Raw genomic sequence first — 23,319 nt, forward strand, 5'->3', positions numbered from 1 at the left:
GGTGTTAGCCCCGGAAAACTGCCCGGCGGCCGCGCGACTCAATTTGCCCGGGTGGCGCGGTATGCCATCACGCCCGCCACGGTGTAGAACGATCCGAAGACCAGAATTCTATCATCCTCGGTCGCTCTGCCGAGGGCATCCCGGTAAGCCGCCTCCGGGCTGGCAAAGCAGGCCGCCGTGGCATCTGGCCCCGGATGGAAACCGCCCTCTTCCAGCTTCTCCAGCAAGTCCGCCGCGCTGGCCGCGCGCGGCGTCGGCAGGTCGGCCAGGCACCAGTGGTCGACCTTGTCGGCCAGATGGCGCAGCACGCCGGCGATGTCCTTGTCCTCCATCGCGCCGAACACCGCGTAGGTGTAGCGGAAGAAGCCCATGTTGTCGAGGTTCTGGGCAAGCGTGGCCGCCGCATGCGGGTTATGCGCCACATCCAGGATCACCACCGGACGCCCCGGCATCACTTGGAAACGCCCTGGCAACTCCACGAAGGCGAGCCCGTTGCGCACTTCCTGCGCACTCACCGGCAGCCTCGGGCGCATCGCCTGTAGCGCGGCCAGCGCGGCCGAAGCATTGAGCAACTGGTTGGCTCCGCGCAGCGCGGGATAGCCCAGCCCGTTGAGCTTGCGCTCGCGGCTGCTCCAATCCCACTGCTGACGCTCCTGCCCCTTGGAAGCCTCCTGATGGAAGTCCCGGCCCACCAGCCAGAGATCCGCGCCGATCGCCTCGGCATGATCGATCACCGACTGCGGCGGCACCGGATCCCCCACGATGGCCGGCACGCCAGGACGGAAGATCCCCGCCTTCTCGTAGCCGATCTTCTCGCGCGTATCGCCCAGGTAACTGGTGTGGTCGATGTCCACGCTGGTCACGATGGCGCAATCGGTATCGATCACGTTCACCGCATCCAGCCGGCCGCCCAGCCCCACCTCCAGGATCATGGCATCCAAGCCCGCCGCGGCGAAAGCATGGATGATGGCCAGCGTGGTGAACTCGAAATACGTCAGGCTCACCGGATCCGCAAAGCTCGTGCGCGCCCGCTCCACCGCCTCGAAATGCGGCAACAGCTGCGCGTCTGTCGCGAACTCGCCATTGATGCGCGCACGCTCGTTGAACGCCATCAGGTGCGGCGACGTATGGCAACCCACCTTGTAGCCCGCCTCAAGCAGGATGCGCTCCAGCATGGCGCAGGTGGACCCCTTGCCGTTGGTGCCGCCGACGGTGAACACCACCGCATCGATGCGCAGCCCCAGGGCCTCCTTGACGCGGGTGATGCGCGCCAGGCCCATGTCGATGCCCACCGGGTGGGCGGATTCGAGATGGGTTAGCCATTCGGGGAGGGAGGGGAAGATAGGCATGATGGGGAGACGGCGTTAATCGGGGGGGTGGCTTATTGGAGCCGGTTTTGGGGAAAGTGGTTCTTTGCTTGGGGTTGGTTTTGTGTTGGGGTGATGTTGGGGCGTGTTGGGGTAAGTCAAAGGCCTGACGTCAAAGGCAACTGCAACTACAACTTCAACTGCAGTTTCACCACCCCTGCGGGGCGGCGACCTACTTTTTTGTCTTGCCAAAAAAGTAGGCAAAAAAGGCGCGCCGGATGGGGCGACTACCCCTCGGGATTCGACGAAAAGAGCGGCCGGGACCCAAACTCGCATCGCCTTAAGGCGATACTCAGACATGGGTCCCTCTTTTCCGCTCTTTTCGTCGAATCCCGAGGCGCCCCATACGGCCTTGGCACACCTTCACGGCTCGCTTCGCATCGCGCATGGGTATTTCCCGCCCCCAGGCGGGAAATACGGCCGACCCAGTGGGGGGTCATCGGTGTAGCCGTGATTTCCGCCCCCAGGCGGAAATCACCCACCCGCGATGCGCAGCGAGCCGTCTGGGTTTTCATCTCCCGTTATGGGGCGCCTCGTCGGAAGGCAAAAGGAGCGGAAACGAGGGGGCCATGTTTGAGCATCGCCTTAAGGCGATGTGAGTTTGGCCCCCGGCCGCTCTTTTTGTCTTCCGACGAGGAGTCTTTCGCCCCATCCGGGTCGCTTCTTTGCCTACTTTCTTGGCGAGACAAGAAAGTAGGTCGCCGCCCCGCAGGGGAGGTGAAACTGCCTTTGACTTTGCAGTTAAGCAGTTGCAGTTGCAGTTGCAGTTGCAGTTGCAGTTGCAGTTAGGCAGTTGCAGTTAAACCCACCACCCACCTCCCCATCATCCCCAAAAAGCGAAAAAGCGCGAACAACCGCCCGCGCCTGATCACTATCAACCAACCCAACCCTTATGCCACCGCATCCGCCGGCTGCTTCTGCAGCAAAGCCAGCAACTGCGCCAACTCATCCCGCAACTTGCGGCGGTCGACAATCATATCGATCGCACCCTTCTGCAGCAGGAACTCTGCCCGCTGGAAGCCCTCTGGCAGCTTCTCGCGCACGGTCTGCTCGATCACGCGGGGACCGGCAAAGCCGATCAGCGCCTTGGGCTCAGCGATCACCACATCGCCCAAGAACGCAAAGCTGGCCGAAACACCACCCATGGTGGGATCGGTCAACACGCTGATGAACGGCAGCTTGGCATTCGACAGCTGGTTCAGCATCGACGTGGTCTTGGCCATCTGCAGCAGCGACAGCAGGCTTTCCTGCATGCGTGCGCCGCCCGTGGCGGTAATGCAGATGAACGGCACCTTCTGCTCCAGCGCCGCCTGGGCGCCACGCACGAAGCGCTCGCCTACCACCGAGCCCATGGAGCCGCCCATGAATTCGAACTCGAAGCAGCTCACCACTACCGGAATGGTGTGAATGGCGCCGCCGATCACGACCATGGCATCGGTCTCGCCGGTGTCGTCCATGGCGGTCTTGATGCGGTCCGGGTACTTCTTGGTGTCCTTGAACTTCAGTGCGTCGACCGGCAGGATTTCCTGGCCAATTTCATAGCGGCCTTCGGCGTCCAGCAGCCCGTCGAGGCGGGCGCGGGCGCGGATGCGCATATGGTGGTCGCACTTGGGGCAGACGTGGAGGTTGGCCTCGACGTCGGTCCGGTACAACACCGACTCGCACGACGGGCACTTGACCCACAGCCCTTCCGGAATGCCCTTGCGGGTGGAGGGGTCGGTCTGTTGAATCTTGGGAGGGAGGAGTTTATCCAACCAGCTCATGAAAGGCTCCTTTCGGCACATGCGCGGAACATGTCAGGCCGCGAATTTACCATGCCTGCGGTCCGCAGTCCCCGTTCCGCCGGGGCGATGCGCCTGTTGCGGCACAACGGCCGTCAAAATCAGTGTTTTTTGCTGCATTCGCCGCCCGTGCGTCGACACAGGCGGCGTCGTTTCAGTCACATTCAGGCATCCAGCGCCTGACGGATTTCCGCGATGAACGACTGCAGCGATTGTACCGCCTGGTCGCGCGGCGCATCCTCGAGCAATTGCACCAGGCGGCTGCCGATCACCACGGCGTCGGCCACGCTGCCGATCGTGCGCGCGGTCTGCGCGTCGCGGATGCCGAAGCCCACGCCCACCGGCAGGTTGGCATGGCGCTTGATCAGCGGAATGCGGGCGGCCACGCTGTCGAGGTCGATGGTGGCCGAACCGGTCACGCCCTTGAGCGACACGTAGTACAGGTAACCGCTGGCCAGCTTGGCCACGGCTTCGATGCGATCGTCGGTGGACGTCGGCGCCAGCAGGAAGATCGGGTCCATCTCGTTGGCGCGCATCTGCGCGGCGAAGGACTCGCACTCCTCGGGCGGGTAGTCGACCACCAGCACGCCATCGACACCGGCGGCGCGCGCGGCCTTGGCGAAGGTTTCCTCGCCCATGCGCTCGATCGGGTTGGCGTAGCCCATCAGCACCACGGGCGTCGCCGCGTTGGTCTGGCGGAACTCGGCCACCCAGGCCAGCACCTTGGTCAGCGTCACGCCCTGCGCAAGCGCGCGCTCGGAGGCGCGCTGAATCACTGGGCCGTCGGCCATCGGGTCGGAGAATGGCACGCCAAGCTCGATCACGTCGGCCCCGCCCGCCACCAGCGCGTGCATCAGCGCGACCGTCAGGCCGGGCTCGGGGTCCCCAGCGGTGATGAACGGAATCAGGCCCTTCTTGTTCTGCGCGGCCAGCGCCGCGAAAGTCGTTTTGATTCGGGACATGGTCATTGAGCGAGAGTGGGCAGCGGCGTGGACGAGGCAGCCAGCAGGGGCTCATCGTTCGCGGCTGCGATGTTCAGGGTAGCGGGCGCGGCCTGCGGCGTAGTGATGCATGCCGCGACGCGCGCGCGCGCCACGTCGACATAGTCGGGATTCATCTCGAAGCCGACGAAGCGGCGCCCGTGCAACGCGCAGGCTACGGCCGTGGTGCCGCTGCCGGTGAACGGATCGAGCACCAGCCCGCCCGGCGGGCAGCTGGCCAGCACCATGCGCTGCACGATATGCAAGGGCTTCTGGGTCGGGTGATTGGCGCGCTCCGGATCCTGCCGGTGGATACGCGGCACGCTCCACAGGTCCTTCGGATTGTAGCCAACCTCCAGCCACTTCTTGCCTTCGAAGCGCGGACGGCTGCGCGCCTTCTTGGTCTCGGCGTCGTAAGGCACGCGCACCGGGTCGAGGTCAAAGTAGTAGTCGCGGGCCCGGGCAAAAAAGCCGATGTTGTCGTGCACCGAGGAATACTTGCGCGTGGTGCCGCCCATGCTCGGCACGCGCCGGTCCCAGATGATCTCGTTGATCATGGTCAGGCGCTGCTTGAGCATCACGAACAGCTCCGGCGAGTATTGCCAGGTGCAGAACAGGTAGAGCGAGGCGCGCGGCGCCAGCTTGGGCACCACCGCATCGATCCAGCTCGCGGACCATTCCAGGTAGGCGTCGCCGGACAGGCGATCGGAGTCATTGCCGTAGTCCTTGCCCAGGCCATAGGGCGGATCGGCCACGATCAGGTCGATGGAACCGTCGGCAATGCGCTTGATGCCTTCCAGCACGTCTTCCTGGTAGAGCGTCAGTTGCGGTGCGGCGATGGGCGCGGACGGGGCGCCGCCTTCAGCGGCGCCCGGCGGGAGAAAATCGCGCATCAGAGGGTCAGCCCCGAACGCTCGGCCACGGTATGCATGTCCTTGTCGCCACGGCCGGACAGGTTCACCAGCAGCAGCTTGTCCTTGGGCAGCGTGGGCGCGAGCTTGCAGGCGTAGGCGATGGCGTGGCTGGACTCCAGCGCCGGGATGATCCCTTCGATGCGGCAACAGTCGTGGAAAGCCTTGAGCGCTTCTTCATCGGTGATCGGGACATACTCGGCGCGGCCGATATCCTTGAGCCATGCGTGCTCGGGGCCGACGCCGGGATAGTCCAGGCCGGCGGAGATCGAATGGGTCTCGATGATCTGGCCGTTGGCGTCCTGCAGCAGGTAGGTGCGGTTGCCGTGCAGCACGCCCGGCGTGCCGCCGATCAGCGCGGCGGCGTGGCGGCCGGTTTCCAGACCGTCGCCGGCAGCTTCCACGCCGATCAGGCGCACATCCTTGTGCTCGATGTACGGATAGAAGATGCCCATGGCATTGGAGCCGCCGCCCACGCAGGCGATCACGGCATCGGGCTGGCGGCCCGTCATTTCCGGCATCTGCACCTTGGCCTCTTCGCCGATCACGCACTGGAAGTCGCGCACCATCATCGGGTAAGGATGCGGGCCGGCCACGGTGCCGATGATGTAGAAGGTGTTCTCGACGTTGGTGACCCAGTCGCGCATGGCTTCATTGAGCGCGTCCTTGAGGGTCTTGGAGCCGCTCTCCACCGGCACCACGGTGGCACCCAGCAGCTTCATGCGGTAGACGTTGGCGGCCTGGCGCTTGACGTCTTCCGAGCCCATGTAGACCACGCACTCCATGCCGAAACGCGCGGCGATGGTCGCGGTGGCCACGCCGTGCTGGCCGGCGCCGGTCTCGGCGATCACGCGCGGCTTGCCCATGCGCTTGGCCAGCAGTGCCTGGCCGATCACGTTATTGATCTTGTGGGCGCCGGTGTGGTTGAGGTCTTCGCGCTTCAGATAGATCTGCGCGCCGCCGAGCATCTCGCTCCAGCGCTGTGCGTGATAGATCGGCGAGGGGCGGCCGACGAAATGCTTCAGCTCGCGGCGGTACTCCGCGTCGAACTCCGGATCCTTCTGGAAGTGCGCATAGGCTTCGCGCAGTTCGTCCAGCGCGTGCACCAGGGTCTCGGATACAAAGGAACCACCATAGGGGCCGAAATGGCCACGGGAATCGGGCAGGTCGTACATGAGTCAGCTCTTCTGAACAGGGCCCTTGCCGGTCTGGCAGGGGTCCGATGACGTTAGGGTCGTGCGCGGGGCAGGTGCGATTTGCGGGGGACAGGCGGGAGGCCGAGCGCCTGGTCGGCGCCTTGACTCACCCGGCATCCGCGCTGCGCACCGCGCGCACGAAGGCGGCAATCCTGGCGTGGTCTTTCACGCCTTTGGCAGCCTCCACGCCGCTGCTTACATCGACAGCGTAGGGCCGCACGCGCTCAATCGCGCCAGCGACGTTTTGCGCGTTCAACCCACCACTCAAAACGATCCGAGGAGCGGCGCTTGCGGTCGGGTTGTGGGTGGGCGGAAGCCATGCCGGGGGTATCAGGGTCCAGTCGAAGACGTGCCCGCCACCGCCGTAGCCTTCGACGAAGGCATCAAGCAGCAAGGCAGCGGCATCACGATACAGATCCGCGAATTCTACCAAATCGAGGCCCGGCTGCACGCGTGCCGCGCGCAGAAATGGCAGCCGGCAGCGCTGGGCCACCAGGGTGCAGTCCTCGGGGCGCTCGTCACCGTGGAATTGCAGTAGCGTAAGCGGCACACGCTCCACCACATGGGCAATATGGTCGGCCTCGGCATTGACGAACAGGCCCACCACCGACACGAAGGGGCCGGCGGCTTCGGCCAGCGCCGCGGCGCGTGCCACCTCGACAAAGCGCGGGCTGCCCGGATAGAACACCAGGCCGATCGCGTCGGCGCCGGCGTCGACCGCGGCGCGGACATCTTCCTCGCGCGTCAACCCGCAGATCTTGATGCGGGTGCGCAGCGGCGCGCTGTCCGCTTCAGGCAACTGGGTCATTGGCAAACACTCCATGAAACAGGCTGGCGGCCGTGTCGGCGACCGGGATCTGGTACGGCTCAGGATACTTCACCCCGGCCAGGTAAAGGCCATCGGGCATGAAAGTGGGCGCTGCCTTGGCGCGGTTGCGCCCTGCCAGCACTTCGGCCAGCCACTCCGGCGGGTTGCGTCCCCGCCCTACCGCCACCAGGCAACCCATCAGGTTGCGCACCATGTGGTGCAGGAAGGCGCTGGCGCGAAAGCGCACGAACAGCCAGTCGCCGTCGGCCTTCAAGGTGATGTCGTACATGGTCTTGACCGGCGACTTCGCCTGGCACTCGGCGGCGCGAAAGGCCGAGAAATCGTGCTCGCCCAGCAGGCAGCCCGCGGCCGTGCGCATGGCGTCGACGTCCAGGCCCTTGCCTGGCGGCAGCATCAGGTAGCCGGCCCTGCCGTGCACCAGCGGCACGCGGTGCGGCCCCACGTAGAGCGCGTAGTAATACATGCGCTCGAAGGCCAGGAAACGCGCATGGAAGCTGTCGTCCACCGGCTTGGCCCATTGCAGCGAGATGCTGGGCGGCAGGAAGGCGTTGACGCCGCGCACCCAGGAAAACGGTTCGCGCGTCAGCTCGGTGTCGATGTGGATCACCTGGCCGAGCGCGTGCACGCCGGTATCGGTGCGGCCCGCCACCGTGGTCGGCACGCGGCTGCCGGCGAACTGCGCGATGGCGTCCTCGAGCCGGTCCTGCACCGTATTGCGGTGCGGTTGCGACTGCCAGCCGGAGAAGGCGGCGCCGTCATAGTGGAGGCCGAGGGCAATGCGGGTCATGGGGCGGAAATTGACGACGGAAATTGACGATCTACGGGAGCTAGCGAAAACGGCGCGGCGCCGATGAGAATCGCCCGATTGCCGGCTCGCGGAAAAACAAATGCGCCGGGAGCCACGCTCCCGGCGCATTGGTGGCGAGCTGCCGGGCGCATCGCTTGCGCACAGCCCGCCATTCTACAGCTTGCTTGTCAGCCCGCCTGCAGGCTGGCGGTCAGGCCACGTCCCGCAGCAAAGTCTTGGCTTCGGTCAACAGGGGATCCTGCGACTGCTCCACCACTTCCTGCAGCAACTCCCGCGCGCCTTCCTTGTCGCCGATCTCGATATAGGCACGGGCCAGGTCGAACTTGATCTGCATGTCGCGGCCACCATCGGCGGCGTCGGCCGACAGCGTGCTCGGCGAGATGCCGCGCGCCGTGTCCAGCCCGCTTTCCGCGCTCACGCGCGACAGGTCGATCGGCTCGGACAGCTTGCCGTCGCGCAGCATGGTCGGCGCCGGCAGCGACGCACCGAACGAGGAACGGGCCTCGTCATGCACTTGCGCCAGGCTGTCGGCCCGCGCGTCGGCATGGCCTGCCGGACTGAGGTCCAGCGAGATGCCGGACATGTCGAAGTCGAGCGGACGGCTACGCGTAGGCGTATCCAGCGCCGGCACGTCGTCATGACCGCCGACGTCATGGGGCTGCGGCAGATCCAGGCCAAGGCCATCGTCCAGGCGCGCGGCGAGCGCCGAAGGCACCGCCTCGCCATTGCCGAACACGCGCGAGGCGGACTCGGGCGCGGTGATCGGCGCACCGGCCGCCGGCGCGGGGAACCCATCCAGCGGCAGCGCGAAGTCTGCCAGGTCGGCCAGCGGGGTTTCGCGCGGTGCCGCCGCCAGGTCTTGCGACGGATCGTGGGTGCGCCACTGATCGGCCGGCAAGGTGGTGGTGTCAAGCGACGCGACATCGGGCGCCACACTCAAATACAAGGCATTGTTCGGATCGAGGCTGCGCCCCATCTCCGCTGCCTGTGTCCACTCCGCCCCGTGTCCTCCAGTCTGGGCGAACATTTCTTCTGCAATCACGCGAAAACCTTCCACATCCTGACGAGTGTTGTAAATCTCCATGAGCTTGAGGCGGATCGCCTGGCGCTCAGGGTTTTGCTGCAGGGCTTCGCGCAGGATTTCCTCGGCCTGCACATCGCGCCCGTAGGCGATATAGACATCGGCCTCGGCGATCGGATCGACTTCGTTGGCTTCCGCGGCATTGTTGCCAATGCGGAAATCCGCTCCGAACACGCTGTGCTGCGAGGTGTCCACGCTTTGCCCGCCCGCAGTACCGAACAGCGAATTGCCGCCGGCCATGACGGTGCTTTCCTGCGACAGGATGCTGTCCCCGAAGGCCGCGCCGTCGCTGGACTTCTGTTGCTGGCGCCGGCGATAGATCGCGTAGCCGCCCAGCAGGGCAATCAATAGCCCGCCGCCCGGCAGCAGCATCGGATTGGCCAGCAGGTCTTCGATGAAGGACGGCTGGGCCACCGGCGTGGGCTGCGTCACGACCGGCGGGCGCTTGGCGGCAGGCGTGGAAGCGGCAGCAGGATTGGCGGCAGCCGCAACGGTGGCGTCAGCGGCATTCGTGCCGGCGCTACTGGCACCAGCAGTGGCCGCAGGCGCGGACGCCGGGGAGGCTGCGAGCGGCGCCGCTGCGGCGGCGGCCGTGGCCGCGCTAGCGCCAGCGCTGGCCACGGCCGGGGCCGGGGCCGGCGCGGCTGCGTCGGCCTTGGCAGCCTCAGCCGGAACCACGGCAGGTGCGGCCGCAGGGACTGCAGGGGCTGCTGCCGAGTCCTTGCCTGCCCCCTTCTCCTTCTGTACCTGGGCCAGCTTGGCGATCTCGGCGTTCTTCAGCTCGACCAGCCGCTGCATGTCGTTCACATTCTTCTCAAGCTGCGCGAGGCGTGCCTCGGCCTCCTTGAGCTGCCGTTCCTTGGCGATATTGGCTTCGGTTGCCGCAGCGGCAGCAGCCTGGCTGCCACGATCGGGCTTGCTGAGCTTGAGCTCGTCGCGTGGGCCGGCGGCCGGTGCGGCTTGCTCCTGCACGCGCGCGGTGACGTTGCCCGACTGTTCGCGGCCACTGCCGGCCTCGACCGAGCGCCCCGCCGCCGCCGTAGCCAGGCGGCTGCGGTAAGCGTCGAAGCCCTGCGTGCGCGCCACCACTTCGCGGCGTGCCGCGCGGGGCGTGACCGATTGCGCTTCCTGCTGGCTAGGCAACTTGAGCACGGCGCCCGCCTTGAGGCGGTTCATATTGCCGCCAACGAAGGCGTTCGGATTGTTGCGATAAAGCGCGACCAGCATCTGGTCCAGCGATACCGAATCCTGTCCCTGGGACGCCTCGCCGGCAATGGCGGAGAGGTTGTCGCCGCGCTGCACGGTGTAGGTGCCGCCCGCCGCGGCAGCACCATCCGCCGAAGCCTGCGTGGCGGCGCGGTGCTGCCGCGGCGCCGGGGCCTTGGCCTGGGGCCGTGGCGCCGGGCTGGCCGCCACGGGAGGCGGAGCCTGCACCGACGGCGCGGGCACGGGCGCGGCGCTTGGCGCGGGCGCCGCCGGGCTGGTGGCGCCGGATTCGTCAGGGGTGCCCGCCTGCACTACCGTGGCAGGCGAGAAAGTCTGGTTGGAAGGCTTGGCTCCTGCCGGATCCAGCAGGAAGGTGTACGCGCGCGACACCTTGCCGCTCGCCCATGTCATGTCGACCAGGATGTCGACAAAGGGCTCGCTGAGCGGCTGGGTTGACCGGACCCGCGCCACATAGCTCCCGTTGGGGCGGCGCTCGACCTGCAACCGCAGGCTGCTGACCGCGGGCAGATACGTCAGGCCGGCCTTGGCATACGCATCGGGCGACGCCAGCTTGACGGCCAGGCCGTCCGCTTCTTCCGCACTGACGCCACTAATATCGATTTCCGCTTGCAGCGGCTGACCCAGATTCGACTGTACCCGCAATTGCCCAAACCCCGCGGCATAAGCGGCCGGCTGCGCGAGCAGCAAACCGAGTGCCGTGAAGGCCAGCGTTGACCAGCGCTGGCGGGCGGTAGGCGCATCTTTCCGGCGATGTTGGCTCACACTCACCTTGTGCTCCGTTGTGTTCTAGTAGTGAAATTAACTTAACATCAATGGTTTAGCGCAGCAAGTTAGCGTCCCGACTGAGCCCCGCGCCAACTCGTACGGACGTGCGGATAACCGCCCCGCAGCCCGGCATATGCCGCCTGTATTGTGACGCAACGCCGGGAAGAATAGGCGCCCGGGCGTGACAACGCCGCGCACAGGCGCGGCGTTGTTATCAAAGCCCGTGGTTTCTGTTGCCTTGCTGCAACGGAACCACGGAGGCCTTGCGCGGAGCCTCAAGACATGGACCAAGACATGACTCAAGCGCTCCTTGGGAGCAAGTCCCTGGCTCAGGCTTCGATCAGGATGCGCAGCATACGACGCAGGGGCTCGGCGGCGCCCCACAGCAGCTGGTCGCCGACGGTGAAGGCCGAGAGGTATTCCCCACCCATCTGCATCTTGCGCAGGCGTCCCACCGGAATGGTCAGGGTGCCGGTCACGGCGGCCGGCGTGAGGTCGGTCATGCTGGCCTCACGGGTATTCGGCACCACCTTGGCCCACTGGTTGTTTTCGGCCAGCATGGCTTCGATCTCATCGAGCGGCACGTCGCGGCGCAGCTTGATGGTCAGCGCCTGCGAATGGCAGCGCATGGCGCCAATGCGCACGCACAGGCCGTCCACGGCGATCGGCGCAGCGCCGGTCGCACCCAGGAAGCCTTCGCCGCGGCCCAGGATCTTGTTGGTCTCGGCGCCGGCCTTCCATTCTTCCTTCGACACGCCGTTGCCCAGGTCCTTGTCGATCCAGGGAATCAGGTTGCCAGCGAGCGGCACGCCGAACTGCTTGGTTTCGTCGGCGGACAGGCCGTGCTGGGTCGCCAGGATGGTGCGGTCGATTTCCAGGATGGCCGATGCCGGGTTATCCAGCAGCGACTTGACCGATGCATTGAGCGTGCCGAACTGCGTCAGCAGCTCGCGCATGTGCTGCGCGCCACCGCCCGAAGCAGCTTGGTAGGTCATGGACGTCATCCAGTCGATCAGGTCGTGCTGGAACAGGCCGCCCAAGCCCATCATCATGCAGCTGACCGTGCAGTTGCCACCGATGAAATTCTTGACGCCCTTCGCCAGCGCGTCCTTGATGACACCAAGGTTGACCGGATCCAGCACGATGATGGCATCGTCCTTCATCCGCAGCGAGGACGCCGCGTCGATCCAGTAGCCCTTCCAGCCAGCTGCGCGCAGCTGCGGGAAAATCTCGTTGGTGTAGTCACCGCCCTGGGCGGTGAGGACAACGTCGCACTTCTTCAGCGCTTCGATGTCGTTCGCGTCCTTGAGCTTGGTTTCATTCTTGGCCATGGCCGGAGCCTGGCCGCCAGCGTTGGACGTGCTGAAGAATACGGGCTCGATATGGTCGAAATCGCGCTCTTCCTGCATGCGTTGCATCAGGACGCTGCCGACCATTCCTCGCCAGCCGACGAGACCTACAATCATGACTAACCTCGGATGTGATTTGAACTTCCCCGCGCTTTCCTCGCCCGACGTGACTGCGCGGGGAAGACGAGCAGGCACGACGAACGATCTAGCCGATCGTTTTGGTAGTAATGGTTTTAATCGTCGTTGCGGTAAGCGGGTGGCCGTGCGAACCCAGGCCAACCGGGCTGCGGGTAGCAACCGGGGCGGCGATGGCAGTCGAGGGGGACTGGAAGATTCGGACCATCCGCAAAGTCTACACGATTTTGTGGCGCTGCCACACGGGGGAAATCGGGGACAAATGAAAGAAAAGGCGCCGCATGCGGCGCCTTTTCAACTTTAATGCGGCTTACAGTGCCGCGAGCACGGCCTCGCCCATTTCACGCGTGCCGACTTGCTTGCAGCCCGGTGTCAGGATGTCGCCGGTGCGGTAGCCCTGGGCCAGCACCTTCTTGACGGCGTTCTCGATGCGGTCGGCCTGCTCGGCGCGGTTCAGCGAGAAACGCAGCATCATCGCGGCCGACAGGATGGTGGCCAGCGGATTGGCCACGCCCTTGCCCGCGATGTCCGGTGCCGAGCCGTGCGACGGTTCGTACAGGCCCTTGTTGTTGGCGTCCAGCGAAGCCGACGGCAACATGCCGATCGAGCCGGTCAGCATGGCAGCCTCGTCCGACAGGATGTCGCCGAACATATTGCCGGTGACGATCACGTCGAAGCTCTTGGGCGCCTTGATCAGTTGCATGGCCGCGTTGTCCACGTACATGTGCGACAGCTCGACTTCCGGGTATTCCTTGTGCACGTCGATCACGACGTCCTTCCAGAACTGGAAAGTCTCGAGCACATTGGCCTTGTCCACGCTGCACAGCTTCTTGCCGCGCTTGGCCGCGGCCTGGAAGGCCACGTGGGCGATGCGGCGGATTTCCGGCTCGCTGTAGCGCATGGTGTCGAAGCCTTCGCGTGCGCCCTTGAAAGGACCGTCCGGGGCTTCGCGCATGCCGCGCGGCTGGCCAAAGTAGATGTCGCCGTTCAGCTCGCGCACGATCAGGATGTCCAGGCCGGCCACCAGCTCGGGCTTCAGGCTGGATGCACCGGTCAGTTCCGGATAGCAGATCGCCGGACGGAAGTTGGCGAACAGCTGCAGGTGCTTGCGCAGGCCGAGGATGGCCTGCTCGGGACGCAGCGGGCGATCCAGCTTGTCGTACTTCCAGTCGCCCACGGCGCCGAACAGGATGGCGTCGGCATCCTTAGCCAGCTTGAGCGTGGCGTCGGGCAGCGGATGGCCGCTGGCCTCGTAGCCGGCGCCGCCCACCGGGGCGGTTTCCATCTCGAATTTTTCGTCGAGCGCGTTGAGGACCTTGACGGCCTCCGCGATGATCTCGGGACCGATGCCGTCACCCGGCAGGACTGCGATTTTCATGCTTTGTCTTCCTTGTTTTGTCTCAGCGTACCAACCGGCCTCAGCCGACCACGCGGTTATTCAGCCACGGCATCTTGGCCACGCGCTCGGCCTCATACGCCTTGATCTTGTCGGCATGGCGCAGGGACAGGCCGATATCGTCAAAGCCGTTGAGCATGCAGTACTTGCGGAACGGCGCGATGTCGAACGGGTAGCTGTTGCCGCCCGGCGTGACCACCACTTGCTTATCGAGATCGATGGTCAGCTTGTAGCCGTTGAACGCATTGGTCTCGTTGAAGATATGGTCGACCTGCAACTCGGTCAGCACCACCGGCAGCAAGCCGTTCTTGTAGCAGTTGTTGAAGAAGATGTCGGCAAAGCTCGGCGCGATCACCGCGCGGAAGCCATATTGCGTCAGCGCCCAGGGTGCGTGCTCGCGTGAGCTGCCGCAGCCGAAGTTGCGGCGGGCCAGCAGGATCGAGCCGCCCTGGTAGCGCGGCTGGTTGAGCACGAAGTCCGGGTTCAGCGGGCGGAGGCTGTTGTCTTGCCCGGGCTGGCCCACATCCTTGTAGCGCCATTCGTCGAACAGGTTCGGGCCGAAGCCGGTGCGCTTGATCGACTTGAGGAATTGCTTCGGGATGATGGCGTCGGTGTCGACGTTCTCGCGGTCCAGCGGCACCGTGAGCCCGCTGTGTACAGTGAACTTATCCATGGTCGGTTCCTTACTTCTTTGCCGCGCTTTCGAGCGAGCGGCCTGCGGCCTGTGTGTCCTTGCCAAGGCCGGCCATCGTATGGCAGCCGGCCAGTTGCAGCATGCCCAGGCATGCGAGCAACACAATCAGGGCTTGTTTCATGATGAGCCTGCGCGAATTAGCTGAGCTGGCGGATATCGACGAAGTGGCCTTCGATGGCAGCCGCGGCGGCCATCGCCGGGCTCACCAGGTGAGTCCGGCCACCTGCGCCCTGGCGCCCTTCGAAGTTGCGGTTCGAGGTCGACGCGCAGCGCTCGCCCGCCTCCAGGCGGTCGGCGTTCATGGCCAGGCACATCGAGCAGCCCGGCTCGCGCCACTCAAAACCCGCGGCCTTGAAGACCTTGTCCAGCCCTTCACGCTCGGCTTGCTCCTTGACCAGGCCCGAGCCCGGCACCACCATCGCCAGCTTCACGTTGGACGCCACGCGGCGTCCCAGCTTCTGCACGACCCAGGCAGCGGCGCGCATGTCTTCGATGCGGGAGTTGGTGCAGGAACCGATAAAGACCTTGTCGATCTTGATGCTGTCCACCGGCACGTTGGGCTGCAGGCCCATGTACTCGAGCGCGCGCTCCATGGCGTTGCGCTTGTTCGGGTCTTTTTCCTTCTCGGGATCCGGCACGCGGTCCTCGATGCTGACGACCATCTCGGGCGAGGTGCCCCAGGTCACCTGCGGACGGACCTCTTCCGCGCGCAGCTCGACCACCTGGTCGAAATGCGCACCGGCGTCCGAATGCAGCGTGCGCCAGTAGCCCACGGCCTGCTCCCACTCCACGCCCTGCGGCGAGAACGGGCGGCCCTTGACGTACTCGAGCGTGACATCGTCCACCGCCACCAGGCCAGCGCGCGCGCCCGCCTCGATGGCCATGTTGCACACCGTCATGCGCCCTTCCATGCTCAGGTCGCGAATGGCCGAGCCAGCGAACTCGATGGTGTAGCCGGTGCCGCCCGCGGTACCGATCTTGCCGATCACGGCCAGCACGATGTCCTTGGCGGTGCAGCCGCGCGGCAGCTTGCCTTCCACGCGCACCAGCATGTTCTTGGCCTTCTTGCCCAGCAGCGTCTGCGTGGCCAGCACGTGCTCCACCTCGGAGGTGCCGATGCCGTGCGCCAGCGCGCCAAACGCGCCGTGCGTGCTGGTATGCGAATCGCCGCAGACCACCGTCATGCCCGGCAGCGTGGCGCCCTGCTCCGGCCCGATCACGTGCACGATGCCCTGGCGCAGGTCGTTCATCTTGAACTGGGTGATGCCGTATGCGTCGCAGTTGTTGTCCAGCGTATCCACCTGCAGCTTCGACACCGGATCGGCAATGCCCTGGCTACGATCCGTGGTCGGCACGTTGTGGTCCGACACCGCCAGGTTGGCGCTGATGCGCCAGACCGGGCGCTGCGCCAGCTTCAGGCCTTCGAACGCCTGCGGGCTGGTGACTTCGTGCAGCAGATGGCGATCGATGTACAGCATCGTGGTGCCGTCATCCTCGACGTGCACGGTGTGGTCATCCCAAAGTTTGTCGTAAAGCGTCTTGGCCATGATGCAGGGGGGGCGGGCCGGGACCGTTCGGTACAGCACGGTTGGCGGCGTCGCGCGGTAGTTTGGGGGATTTTTCGCAGGAATGCGGGCAATAAAATGCGGCTTGCTGCGATGCTTGACTTCACAATCGATTATGCCACAGCGATAGCGCGCGACCGGGCCGTGCCCGGCCTGCGCGGCGGCGGAAATGTAATGTGATTGGCGAAAGGGGGATTTCGCCGATGGCGAAAAGGGGGCGTGGCGCTGGCCTCCCGCTCACCCGCCAGGCGGGTGTGCGGGAGGCAGGCCGGGTTAGCCGCCCAGGTAAGCGCTCTTGATGCGGTCGTTGGCCAGCAGATTGGCGCCGGTGTCCGCCAGCACTACGCGCCCCGTCTCCAGCACATAGCCGCGATCCGCCACGCCCAGCGCCTTGTTGGCGTTCTGCTCGACCAGGAACACTGTGACGCCTTCGTCACGAATGGTCCGGATGATGTCGAAGATCTGCGCGATCACCAGCGGTGCCAGGCCGAGCGTCGGCTCGTCCAGCAACAGCAGCCGGGGCCGGCTCATCAGTGCGCGGCCGATGGCCAGCATCTGCTGCTCGCCCCCGGACATGGTGCCGGCGCGTTGCGTGGAGCGCTGCTTGAGCCGCGGGAAGAGCTTGTAGACGTGCTCGACGCCCGCCTCGATCTCGTCGCGCTTGCCGAAGAAGGCGCCCATCTTCAGGTTATCCAGCACCGTCAGGCTGGGAAACACGCGCCGCCCTTCCGGCGAGATCGCCATGCCGAGGCGCATGATCTCGTGCGTGGGACGGCGCGTGATGTCCTGACCTTCAAACATCACACGCCCGCTCGACGCGCGCGGCGAGCCGCACACGGTCATCATCAGCGTGGTCTTGCCAGCGCCGTTGCTGCCGATCAGCGTGACGATCTCGCCCTTGTTCACCTCAATCGATACGCCAGACAGCGCTTCGATCGCGCCGTAATGGGTATGGACTTGTTCCAGCTTCAGCATCAGTCCTCTCCCAGGTAAGCCTTGATCACGCGCGGGTCGTTGCGCACTTCGGCCGGTTTGCCGACCAGGATCGGGCGGCCGTGCTCCATCACCAGGATGCGGTCGGACACGCCCATCACCAGGCTCATGTCATGCTCGATCAGCAGCACCGAGATCTTGTGCTCGCGCCGCAGCTGGTCGATCAACTGCGACAACTCGACCTTTTCCTGCGGATTGAGGCCGGCAGCCGGCTCGTCAAGCATCAGCAGGCGCGGATTGGTGATCATGCAGCGTGCGATTTCCAGCCGGCGCTGGTGGCCATACGACAGCGTGCCCGCCTCGCGGTTGGCCACGCCGCGCAAGCCCATGCGCTCGAGCCACAGCGCGGCGCGCTCCAGCGCCTCGCGCTCGGCGCGGCGGTAGGCCGGCGTGGCAAACAGCCCGCGCAGCAGCCCGGAGCGTACCTGCAGGTGTTGCGCCACCAGCAGGTTCTCGACCACCGTCAGCTGCTTGAACAAGCGGATATTCTGGAACGTGCGCACCAGGCCGCGGCGCGCCACCTGATGGCTCGGCAGGCGGGCGATCGAATGCCCGTCCAGCATGACCTCGCCGGCAGTGGGCTTATAAAAGCCGCCCACGCAGTTGAACACCGTGGTCTTGCCCGCGCCGTTGGGGCCGATGATGGCGAAGACTTCATCGCGGCGCACATCGAAATCGATGCCGTCGACCGCCAGCAGGCCGCCGAAGCGCATCTGCAGACCGGAGACTTTCAGCAGTTCCGCTGATTGAACTTGGCTCATTGCGGCAACTCCACATGGGGGCGGCTCGCGGGCAGCAGGCCCTGCGGACGCCACATCATCATCAGCACCATCACCAGGCCGAAAATCAGCATGCGGTATTCGGCGAAGCCGCGCGCCACTTCCGGCAGCGCGGTCAGCAGGATGGCGGCCAGGATCACGCCCAGCTGCGAGCCCATGCCGCCCAGCACCACCACCGCCAGGATCAGCGCGGACTCGATAAAGGTGAACGATTCGGGATTGACCAGGCCCTGGCGCGCAGCGAAGAACGCGCCGCCCAGGCCGGCAAACGCCGCGCCCAGCGTGAACGCCGACAACTTGATGCGGGTCGGGTTCAGGCCCAGCGAGCGGCAGGCGATCTCGTCCTCGCGCAGGGCTTCCCACGCGCGCCCCATCGGCATGCGGATCAGCCGGCTGGTGACGAACAGCGTGAAACCCACCAGCAGCAGCGCCAGCAGGTAGAGGAAGATCACCATGTGCTCGCCGCTGTAGTCCCAGCCCAAGAGCTCATGGAAGGTCTTGACGCCCTCCACGCTCGAACTGCGCGCCATCTCGATGCCGAACACAGTCGGCTTCGGGATGCCCGACACGCCATCCGGGCCACCGGTGAGGCTGGTCAGGTTGTTGAGCAGCAGGCGGATGATCTCGCCGAAGCCCAGCGTGACGATGGCCAGGTAGTCGCCGCGCAGCCTCAGCACCGGAAAGCCCAGCACGAAGCCGAACAACGCCGACATGCCGGCGGCGATCGGCAGGCACTCCCAGAAGCTCAGCCCGAAATATTGGTTGAGCAGCGCGTAGGTGTAGCCGCCGACCGCGTAGAAGCCGACATAGCCCAGGTCGAGCAGGCCGGCATAGCCCACCACGATGTTCAGGCCGAGGCCCAGGATCACGTAGATCAGCGCCAGCGTGGCCACGTCCACGGCGCCGCGTGAACTGAAGAACGGGAACACAAGGCCCACCGCCAGCAGCAGCCAGATCACCTTGCGCTGCTGGGTCGCGCCCAGCGCGGGCAGGCTCGGCACCTTGACGCCGGCCGTAGCGCGCTGGAACAGCGGCTTGAAGAGCTGGAACAGGAAGACCGCGCCCACCGCCAGCCACACCGGCTGCCAGTGCGGCTCGAGCACGACCTTGTAGCCGTCGAGCTTGAGCTGCAGCCCCAGCACGGGAATGGTCAGGATGGCCGTCATCACGGCCGCGACGATGGCGTTCTTCAGGGTCTGCCCTGCCGGCGCGCCCTGCGCCAGACTGATTGGCGTAGCAATAGCTTGTGTCATAGCGTCCTCACACCTTTTCAACGTCAGGCTTGCCCAGCAGCCCGGTCGGGCGGAACAGCAGGATCAGCACCAGCAGGCCGAAAGCCACCACGTCCTTGTACTCGGCCGGCATATAGCCGGAGGCAAAGGTCTCGGCCAGGCCCAGCAGCACGCCGCCAAGCATCGCGCCCGGGATGCTGCCGATGCCGCCCAGCACGGCCGCGGTAAAGGCCTTTATGCCGGCCACGAAGCCGATGTACGGGTTGAGCTTGCCGATGGTCAGGCCGATCAGCACGCCGCCCACCGCCGCCAGCATCGCGCCCAGCACGAAGGTGAAAGAGATCACGCGGTTGGTGTCGATGCCGAGCAGGTTGGCCATGCGCATGTCTTCGGCGCAGGCACGGCAGGCGCGGCCCATGCGCGAGCGGCCGATGAACAGCGTCAGCGCGAGCATCAGCACCAGCGTCACGCCGACGATCAGCAGGCGCGAATACGGTACGGTCACGGTGAAATCGCCGCCCATCTGGAACTCGATGGCGCCGGAGATCAGCACCGGCACGGACATGTCGCGCGCGCCCTGCCCGATCTGCACATAGTTCTGCAGGAAGATCGACATGCCGATGGCGGAGATCAGCGGCACCAGCCGCGGACCGCCGCGCAGGGGCCGGTAGGCCACCCGCTCCACCGCGAAGCCATACAAACCGGTGACCAGGACGGACACCAGCAAGGCGGCCCCCAGCACCAGCGGCAGCGGATAGCCCGCGCTCGCGCCGATGGCGGTGAGCGTCACCAGGCCCACGTAGGCGCCGATCATGTAGATCTCGCCGTGGGCAAAATTGATCATGCCGATGATGCCGTAGACCATGGTGTAGCCAATGGCGATCAGCGCATAGATCGCACCCAGCGTCAGGCCATTGACCAGCTGCTGGGTAAACTGTGGAAGGAACTCGTTCATGCGGGAAGCCCCATAACTTTGAAGCTGGAGAAGCCGGCGTTGCAGGAGGTGCGCAAGCGCCGGGCCGGCTCCGTAATGCCGGATATGCCCAGGCCCCGGACGCGGCGGATAAACCGCGCCGGCCGGGCAACCGGACCCCGATACCAAAACGCCCCGCTCAAGCCATGAGCGGGGCGCGCAAAGCCAATGTGCGGCTTAGTTGGCGGCGGTCTTGGTGGCGTCCCTGTGCCAGGTGAACACAACGAACTTGAACGACTTCAGGTCGCCCTGCGCGTCGTACTCGACCTTGCCGATCGGGGTCTGGAAGGCGTTCTTGTGCATGTAGGCGGCGACCTTGGCCGGATCCGTGCTCTTGGCGCCGGCAATGGCGTCGCCAATGATCTGGACCGCGGCGTAGGCCGGCATCTGGAACGGGCCGTTGGCATCGCGCTTCTTGTCGGCGAAGGCCTTGACCAGCGCGGCATTCGACGGATCGGCGGAGAAGTCGGCCGGCAGCGTGACCAGCATGCCTTCCGAAGACGCGCCGGCGATGGCCGTCACGTCCTTGTTGCCCACGCCTTCAGGCCCCATGAAGGTCGCCTTGACGCCCTGCTCGCGCGCCTGGCGCAGCAGCAGGCCCATTTCCGGGTGGTAGCCGCCGAAGTAGACGAAGTCCACGCCTTGCGACTTGAGCTTGGTAATGACAGCGGAGTAGTCGGAATCGCCTGCGTTCACGCCTTCGAACACCGCCACGGGGATCTTGGCGGCTTCCAGGTCTTTCTTCACCGACGAGGCAATGCCCTGGCCGTACGACTGCTTGTCGTGCAGGATCGCGACCTTCTTGGGCTTGACCTTGGTGATGATGTACTGGGCGGCGGCCGGGCCTTGCTGGTCGTCGCGGCCGATGGTGCGGAAGATGAACTTGCGCTTCTTGTTCTCGGTCAGCTGCGGCGCGGTGGCCGACGGCGTCACCATGACGATGCCTTCGTTCTCGTAGATGTCCGAAGCCGGAATGGTCGAGCCCGAGCACACGTGGCCGATCACGTAATGGATCTTCTGGCTGACGATCTTGTTGGCTACCGCCACGGCCTGCTTCGGTTCGCAGGCGTCATCCATCATCACCACTTCGAACTTGTTGCCGCCCGCGCCGCCGGCGGCATTGATCTGCTCGATGGCAGTCAGCGCACCAGCCTTGACCATGTCGCCGTACTGGGCGACCGAGCCGCTCATGGGGCCGGCAATGGCAATCTTGACGGTTTCAGCGTTGGCGGCGGCGCCGAAGGCGCACAGGGCCGTGGCCAGGGAGATGGACGTAAGACGGGACAGCGTCATTCAGGTGCTCCTCGATTATGGTTGGTCATGGGCCGAGACGGCATGACCTGCGCAATCGAACAACACCCGCGAGCGAAAACTGGGAAAAACGCCCGAGACGCGGAAGACGGGCCTGCAAGAAAAGAAGCGTGTGCGGGGCCCGGCGTGTGTCAGCCCTCCTCTGCAATCCATGCAGCGGAAGACCTTGGTTCGGAAAGACAACGTTAATGCGTTCTCTATTGCGCAGGTGATTCGCCTGCCCCGCTCGCCTCAACGCAGTCCGGAAGGGTGGCCCGGCTGCTGTCGACAAAGCAGCCCGCATTATAGGGTCAAATTCCGCGCCGGATGGCACATTTGCACAACAAATGAGGATCTTAATGGTAGTAACACAGCACAAATCGTCGGAAATTGGCGTCTTCGCCACCTTTCACGCAATAAATCTTTTGCGCCGCACAAGTGCTGCCGGGCCTGGAGGACAAGGCCTTGGCAAGGCCGGGGCATTGGGTATTGCTGCGCCGCCCCGGCGAGTCGCTCCCCATCTTGGCTCGTCTTGGCTCGTCGTGGCTGGCGGATCAGATCTGCGCAGGTACACGCGCACAAAAGCAAAACGCCCCGGCCAAGGCCGGGGCGTTTCATGATGCATGCGGCGCCGTGACTGCCAGCGCCACCTTACCGGGGCATCAGCGCGTGCCCATATCCGGGACGTTGCGGCTTGCCGCGCCGTTGAACAGCTGGCGCGGACGGCCGATCTTGTACTCCGGATCGGTAATCATTTCTTCCCACTGCGAGATCCAGCCCGGGGTACGTGCCAGGGCGAAGATGCAGGTGAACAGCGACGTCGGGATGCCGAGTGCGCGTTGCACGATGCCCGAGTAGAAGTCGACGTTCGGGTACAGCTTGCGGCTGACGAAGTACTCGTCTTCCAGCGCGATCTTTTCCAGTTCCATGGCGAGCTTGAACAGCGGGTCGTTGTGCAGGCCCAGTTCATTCAGCACTTCATAGCAGGTTTCGCGCATCAGCTTGGCACGCGGATCGTAGTTCTTGTACACGCGGTGGCCAAAGCCCATCAGGCGCACGCCCGAGTTCTTGTCCTTGACCTGCTTGATGAACTCGGTGATGTTGTCGACGCTGCCGATTTCCTCAAGCATCTTGAGGGCGGCTTCGTTGGCGCCACCGTGGGCCGGGCCCCACAGGCAAGCCACGCCCGCGGCGATGGCGGCAAACGGGTTGGTACCCGAGGAGCCAGCCAGGCGCACCGTGGAGGTGGAGGCGTTCTGCTCGTGGTCCGCGTGCAGGATGAAGATGCGGTCGAGCGCGCGCTCGAGCACCGGGTTCACCTTGTACGGGGCGCACGGCGTGGAGAACATCATCTGCATGAAGTTGCCCGAGTAGGACAGGTCGTTCTGCGGATAGATGTACGGCTGGCCGATGTTGTACTTGTAGGCCATGGCGACCAGGGTCGGCATCTTGGCGATCAGGCGGATCGCGGAGATTTCGCGCTGGTGCGGATCATCGATGTCCATGGCGTCGTGATAGAACGCGCTCATGGCGCCCACCAGGCCCGTCAGGACGGCCATCGGGTGAGCATCGCGGCGGAAGCCGCGCAGGAAGAACTGCATCTGCTCGTGAACCATGGTGTGGTTCATCACGGCACCGACGAATTCTTCCTTCTGCTTGGCATTGGGCAGTTCGCCCTTGAGCAGCAGGTAACAGGTTTCCAGGTGGTCGCACTTGGTGGCCAGCTGCTCGATCGGGTAGCCGCGGTACAGCAGCTCACCCTTGTCCCCGTCGATATAGGTGATCTTCGAATTGCACGAAGCCGTCGACATGAAACCGGGGTCATAAGTGAACTTGCCGGTTTGTCCGTACAGCTTGCGAATATCGATTACGTCGGGGCCAACGGTACCCGTATAAATCGGCAGCTCAACGCTGGGGGAACCATCGGAAAACGATAGCGTGGCTTTCACATCGGACGGCGTCATGTCG

At 65.1% G+C, this 23,319-nt stretch carries 20 protein-coding genes; 1 reads left to right on the top strand and 19 read right to left on the bottom strand.

The genetic code is table 11. From position 1 onward, the window contains the following. Positions 1-38: 38 nt before the first annotated feature. The 9 genes from folC to asd form a co-directional block, all read right to left on the bottom strand. Positions 39-1,349 (bottom strand): bifunctional tetrahydrofolate synthase/dihydrofolate synthase, encoded by a 1,311-nt coding sequence (folC, locus tag ACX12D_RS13265; RefSeq protein ID WP_459371450.1) that lies wholly within the window; start codon positions 1,347-1,349, stop codon positions 39-41. Between the two features lie 908 nt (positions 1,350-2,257). Next, complete coding sequence (accD, locus tag ACX12D_RS13270) at positions 2,258-3,130, bottom strand: acetyl-CoA carboxylase, carboxyltransferase subunit beta (RefSeq protein ID WP_441641544.1); 873 nt, start codon at positions 3,128-3,130, stop codon at positions 2,258-2,260. Between the two features lie 182 nt (positions 3,131-3,312). Next, positions 3,313-4,110, bottom strand: coding sequence for a tryptophan synthase subunit alpha (trpA, locus tag ACX12D_RS13275; protein WP_183034310.1), 798 nt, complete (start codon positions 4,108-4,110; stop codon positions 3,313-3,315). A 2-nt stretch (positions 4,111-4,112) separates the two neighbouring features. Next, positions 4,113-5,021, bottom strand: coding sequence for a DNA-methyltransferase (locus ACX12D_RS13280; protein WP_043347990.1), 909 nt, complete (start codon positions 5,019-5,021; stop codon positions 4,113-4,115). Next, positions 5,021-6,214, bottom strand: coding sequence for a tryptophan synthase subunit beta (gene trpB / locus ACX12D_RS13285; protein ID WP_043347992.1), 1,194 nt, complete (start codon positions 6,212-6,214; stop codon positions 5,021-5,023). Before trpB ends, ACX12D_RS13280 begins: the two co-directional genes overlap by 1 nt. Positions 6,215-6,341: 127 nt before the next feature. Further along, positions 6,342-7,043 (bottom strand): phosphoribosylanthranilate isomerase, encoded by a 702-nt coding sequence (locus ACX12D_RS13290; protein ID WP_459371451.1) that lies wholly within the window; start codon positions 7,041-7,043, stop codon positions 6,342-6,344. Next, positions 7,027-7,851, bottom strand: a complete 825-nt coding sequence (truA, locus tag ACX12D_RS13295) for a tRNA pseudouridine(38-40) synthase TruA (protein WP_441641541.1) — start codon at positions 7,849-7,851, stop codon at positions 7,027-7,029. The genes ACX12D_RS13290 and truA overlap by 17 nt, the downstream gene beginning before the upstream one ends. Before the next feature lie 211 nt (positions 7,852-8,062). Continuing rightward, positions 8,063-10,948, bottom strand: a complete 2,886-nt coding sequence (locus ACX12D_RS13300; protein ID WP_459371452.1) for a FimV/HubP family polar landmark protein — start codon at positions 10,946-10,948, stop codon at positions 8,063-8,065. A gap of 326 nt (positions 10,949-11,274) precedes the next feature. Continuing rightward, positions 11,275-12,411 (bottom strand): aspartate-semialdehyde dehydrogenase, encoded by a 1,137-nt coding sequence (asd, locus tag ACX12D_RS13305; RefSeq protein WP_043348001.1) that lies wholly within the window; start codon positions 12,409-12,411, stop codon positions 11,275-11,277. Between asd and ACX12D_RS13310 the strand changes: the two genes are divergently transcribed. Beyond that, the gene (locus ACX12D_RS13310) at positions 12,410-12,733 is read left to right on the top strand and encodes a hypothetical protein (protein ID WP_459371453.1); all 324 of its coding nucleotides are present in this window, start codon (positions 12,410-12,412) and stop codon (positions 12,731-12,733) included. The genes asd and ACX12D_RS13310 overlap by 2 nt on opposite strands. Before the next feature lie 6 nt (positions 12,734-12,739). Here ACX12D_RS13310 and leuB read toward each other — a convergent pair whose 3' ends face one another. The 10 genes from leuB to gltA form a co-directional block, all read right to left on the bottom strand. Further along, entirely contained in the window at positions 12,740-13,807 is a 1,068-nt protein-coding gene (leuB, locus tag ACX12D_RS13315) for a 3-isopropylmalate dehydrogenase (protein ID WP_459371454.1), read from the bottom strand. A gap of 40 nt (positions 13,808-13,847) precedes the next feature. Further along, positions 13,848-14,498, bottom strand: coding sequence for a 3-isopropylmalate dehydratase small subunit (gene leuD / locus ACX12D_RS13320; protein WP_459371455.1), 651 nt, complete (start codon positions 14,496-14,498; stop codon positions 13,848-13,850). Positions 14,499-14,508: 10 nt separating this feature from the next. After that, positions 14,509-14,640, bottom strand: coding sequence for an entericidin A/B family lipoprotein (locus tag ACX12D_RS13325; RefSeq protein WP_006161612.1), 132 nt, complete (start codon positions 14,638-14,640; stop codon positions 14,509-14,511). A 16-nt stretch (positions 14,641-14,656) separates the two neighbouring features. After that, entirely contained in the window at positions 14,657-16,066 is a 1,410-nt protein-coding gene (gene leuC, locus ACX12D_RS13330) for a 3-isopropylmalate dehydratase large subunit (protein WP_174428408.1), read from the bottom strand. A 291-nt stretch (positions 16,067-16,357) separates the two neighbouring features. Then, positions 16,358-17,059, bottom strand: coding sequence for an ABC transporter ATP-binding protein (locus ACX12D_RS13335; RefSeq protein ID WP_043348012.1), 702 nt, complete (start codon positions 17,057-17,059; stop codon positions 16,358-16,360). Beyond that, positions 17,059-17,838 (bottom strand): high-affinity branched-chain amino acid ABC transporter ATP-binding protein LivG, encoded by a 780-nt coding sequence (gene livG, locus ACX12D_RS13340; protein WP_043348014.1) that lies wholly within the window; start codon positions 17,836-17,838, stop codon positions 17,059-17,061. Before livG ends, ACX12D_RS13335 begins: the two co-directional genes overlap by 1 nt. Continuing rightward, positions 17,835-19,109 (bottom strand): high-affinity branched-chain amino acid ABC transporter permease LivM, encoded by a 1,275-nt coding sequence (locus ACX12D_RS13345; RefSeq protein WP_459371456.1) that lies wholly within the window; start codon positions 19,107-19,109, stop codon positions 17,835-17,837. Before ACX12D_RS13345 ends, livG begins: the two co-directional genes overlap by 4 nt. A gap of 7 nt (positions 19,110-19,116) precedes the next feature. Beyond that, entirely contained in the window at positions 19,117-20,043 is a 927-nt protein-coding gene (gene livH, locus ACX12D_RS13350; RefSeq protein ID WP_150993324.1) for a high-affinity branched-chain amino acid ABC transporter permease LivH, read from the bottom strand. Positions 20,044-20,238: 195 nt separating this feature from the next. Next, positions 20,239-21,354, bottom strand: coding sequence for a branched-chain amino acid ABC transporter substrate-binding protein (locus ACX12D_RS13355; RefSeq protein ID WP_459371457.1), 1,116 nt, complete (start codon positions 21,352-21,354; stop codon positions 20,239-20,241). Positions 21,355-22,013: 659 nt separating this feature from the next. Further along, positions 22,014-23,315 (bottom strand): citrate synthase, encoded by a 1,302-nt coding sequence (gene gltA / locus ACX12D_RS13360; RefSeq protein WP_006161619.1) that lies wholly within the window; start codon positions 23,313-23,315, stop codon positions 22,014-22,016. Positions 23,316-23,319 lie beyond the last annotated feature (4 nt).

It is taken from the genome of Cupriavidus sp. PET2-C1 (assembly GCF_054515855.1).

Bases quoted from the DNA above. Each gene is read 5' to 3' on its own strand.
- folC (WP_459371450.1), bottom strand. From the start codon at position 1,349: ATGCCTATCTTCCCCTCCCTCCCCGAATGGCTAACCCATCTCGAATCC.
- accD (WP_441641544.1), bottom strand. From the start codon at position 3,130: ATGAGCTGGTTGGATAAACTCCTCCCTCCCAAGATTCAACAGACCGAC.
- trpA (WP_183034310.1), bottom strand. From the start codon at position 4,110: ATGTCCCGAATCAAAACGACTTTCGCGGCGCTGGCCGCGCAGAACAAG.
- ACX12D_RS13280 (WP_043347990.1), bottom strand. From the start codon at position 5,021: ATGCGCGATTTTCTCCCGCCGGGCGCCGCTGAAGGCGGCGCCCCGTCC.
- trpB (WP_043347992.1), bottom strand. From the start codon at position 6,214: ATGTACGACCTGCCCGATTCCCGTGGCCATTTCGGCCCCTATGGTGGT.
- ACX12D_RS13290 (WP_459371451.1), bottom strand. From the start codon at position 7,043: ATGACCCAGTTGCCTGAAGCGGACAGCGCGCCGCTGCGCACCCGCATC.
- truA (WP_441641541.1), bottom strand. From the start codon at position 7,851: ATGACCCGCATTGCCCTCGGCCTCCACTATGACGGCGCCGCCTTCTCC.
- ACX12D_RS13310 (WP_459371453.1), top strand. From the start codon at position 12,410: ATGACTAACCTCGGATGTGATTTGAACTTCCCCGCGCTTTCCTCGCCC.
- asd (WP_043348001.1), bottom strand. From the start codon at position 12,411: ATGATTGTAGGTCTCGTCGGCTGGCGAGGAATGGTCGGCAGCGTCCTG.
- leuB (WP_459371454.1), bottom strand. From the start codon at position 13,807: ATGAAAATCGCAGTCCTGCCGGGTGACGGCATCGGTCCCGAGATCATC.
- leuD (WP_459371455.1), bottom strand. From the start codon at position 14,498: ATGGATAAGTTCACTGTACACAGCGGGCTCACGGTGCCGCTGGACCGC.
- ACX12D_RS13325 (WP_006161612.1), bottom strand. From the start codon at position 14,640: ATGAAACAAGCCCTGATTGTGTTGCTCGCATGCCTGGGCATGCTGCAA.
- leuC (WP_174428408.1), bottom strand. From the start codon at position 16,066: ATGGCCAAGACGCTTTACGACAAACTTTGGGATGACCACACCGTGCAC.
- ACX12D_RS13335 (WP_043348012.1), bottom strand. From the start codon at position 17,059: ATGCTGAAGCTGGAACAAGTCCATACCCATTACGGCGCGATCGAAGCG.
- livG (WP_043348014.1), bottom strand. From the start codon at position 17,838: ATGAGCCAAGTTCAATCAGCGGAACTGCTGAAAGTCTCCGGTCTGCAG.
- ACX12D_RS13345 (WP_459371456.1), bottom strand. From the start codon at position 19,109: ATGACACAAGCTATTGCTACGCCAATCAGTCTGGCGCAGGGCGCGCCG.
- livH (WP_150993324.1), bottom strand. From the start codon at position 20,043: ATGAACGAGTTCCTTCCACAGTTTACCCAGCAGCTGGTCAATGGCCTG.
- ACX12D_RS13355 (WP_459371457.1), bottom strand. From the start codon at position 21,354: ATGACGCTGTCCCGTCTTACGTCCATCTCCCTGGCCACGGCCCTGTGC.
- gltA (WP_006161619.1), bottom strand. From the start codon at position 23,315: ATGACGCCGTCCGATGTGAAAGCCACGCTATCGTTTTCCGATGGTTCC.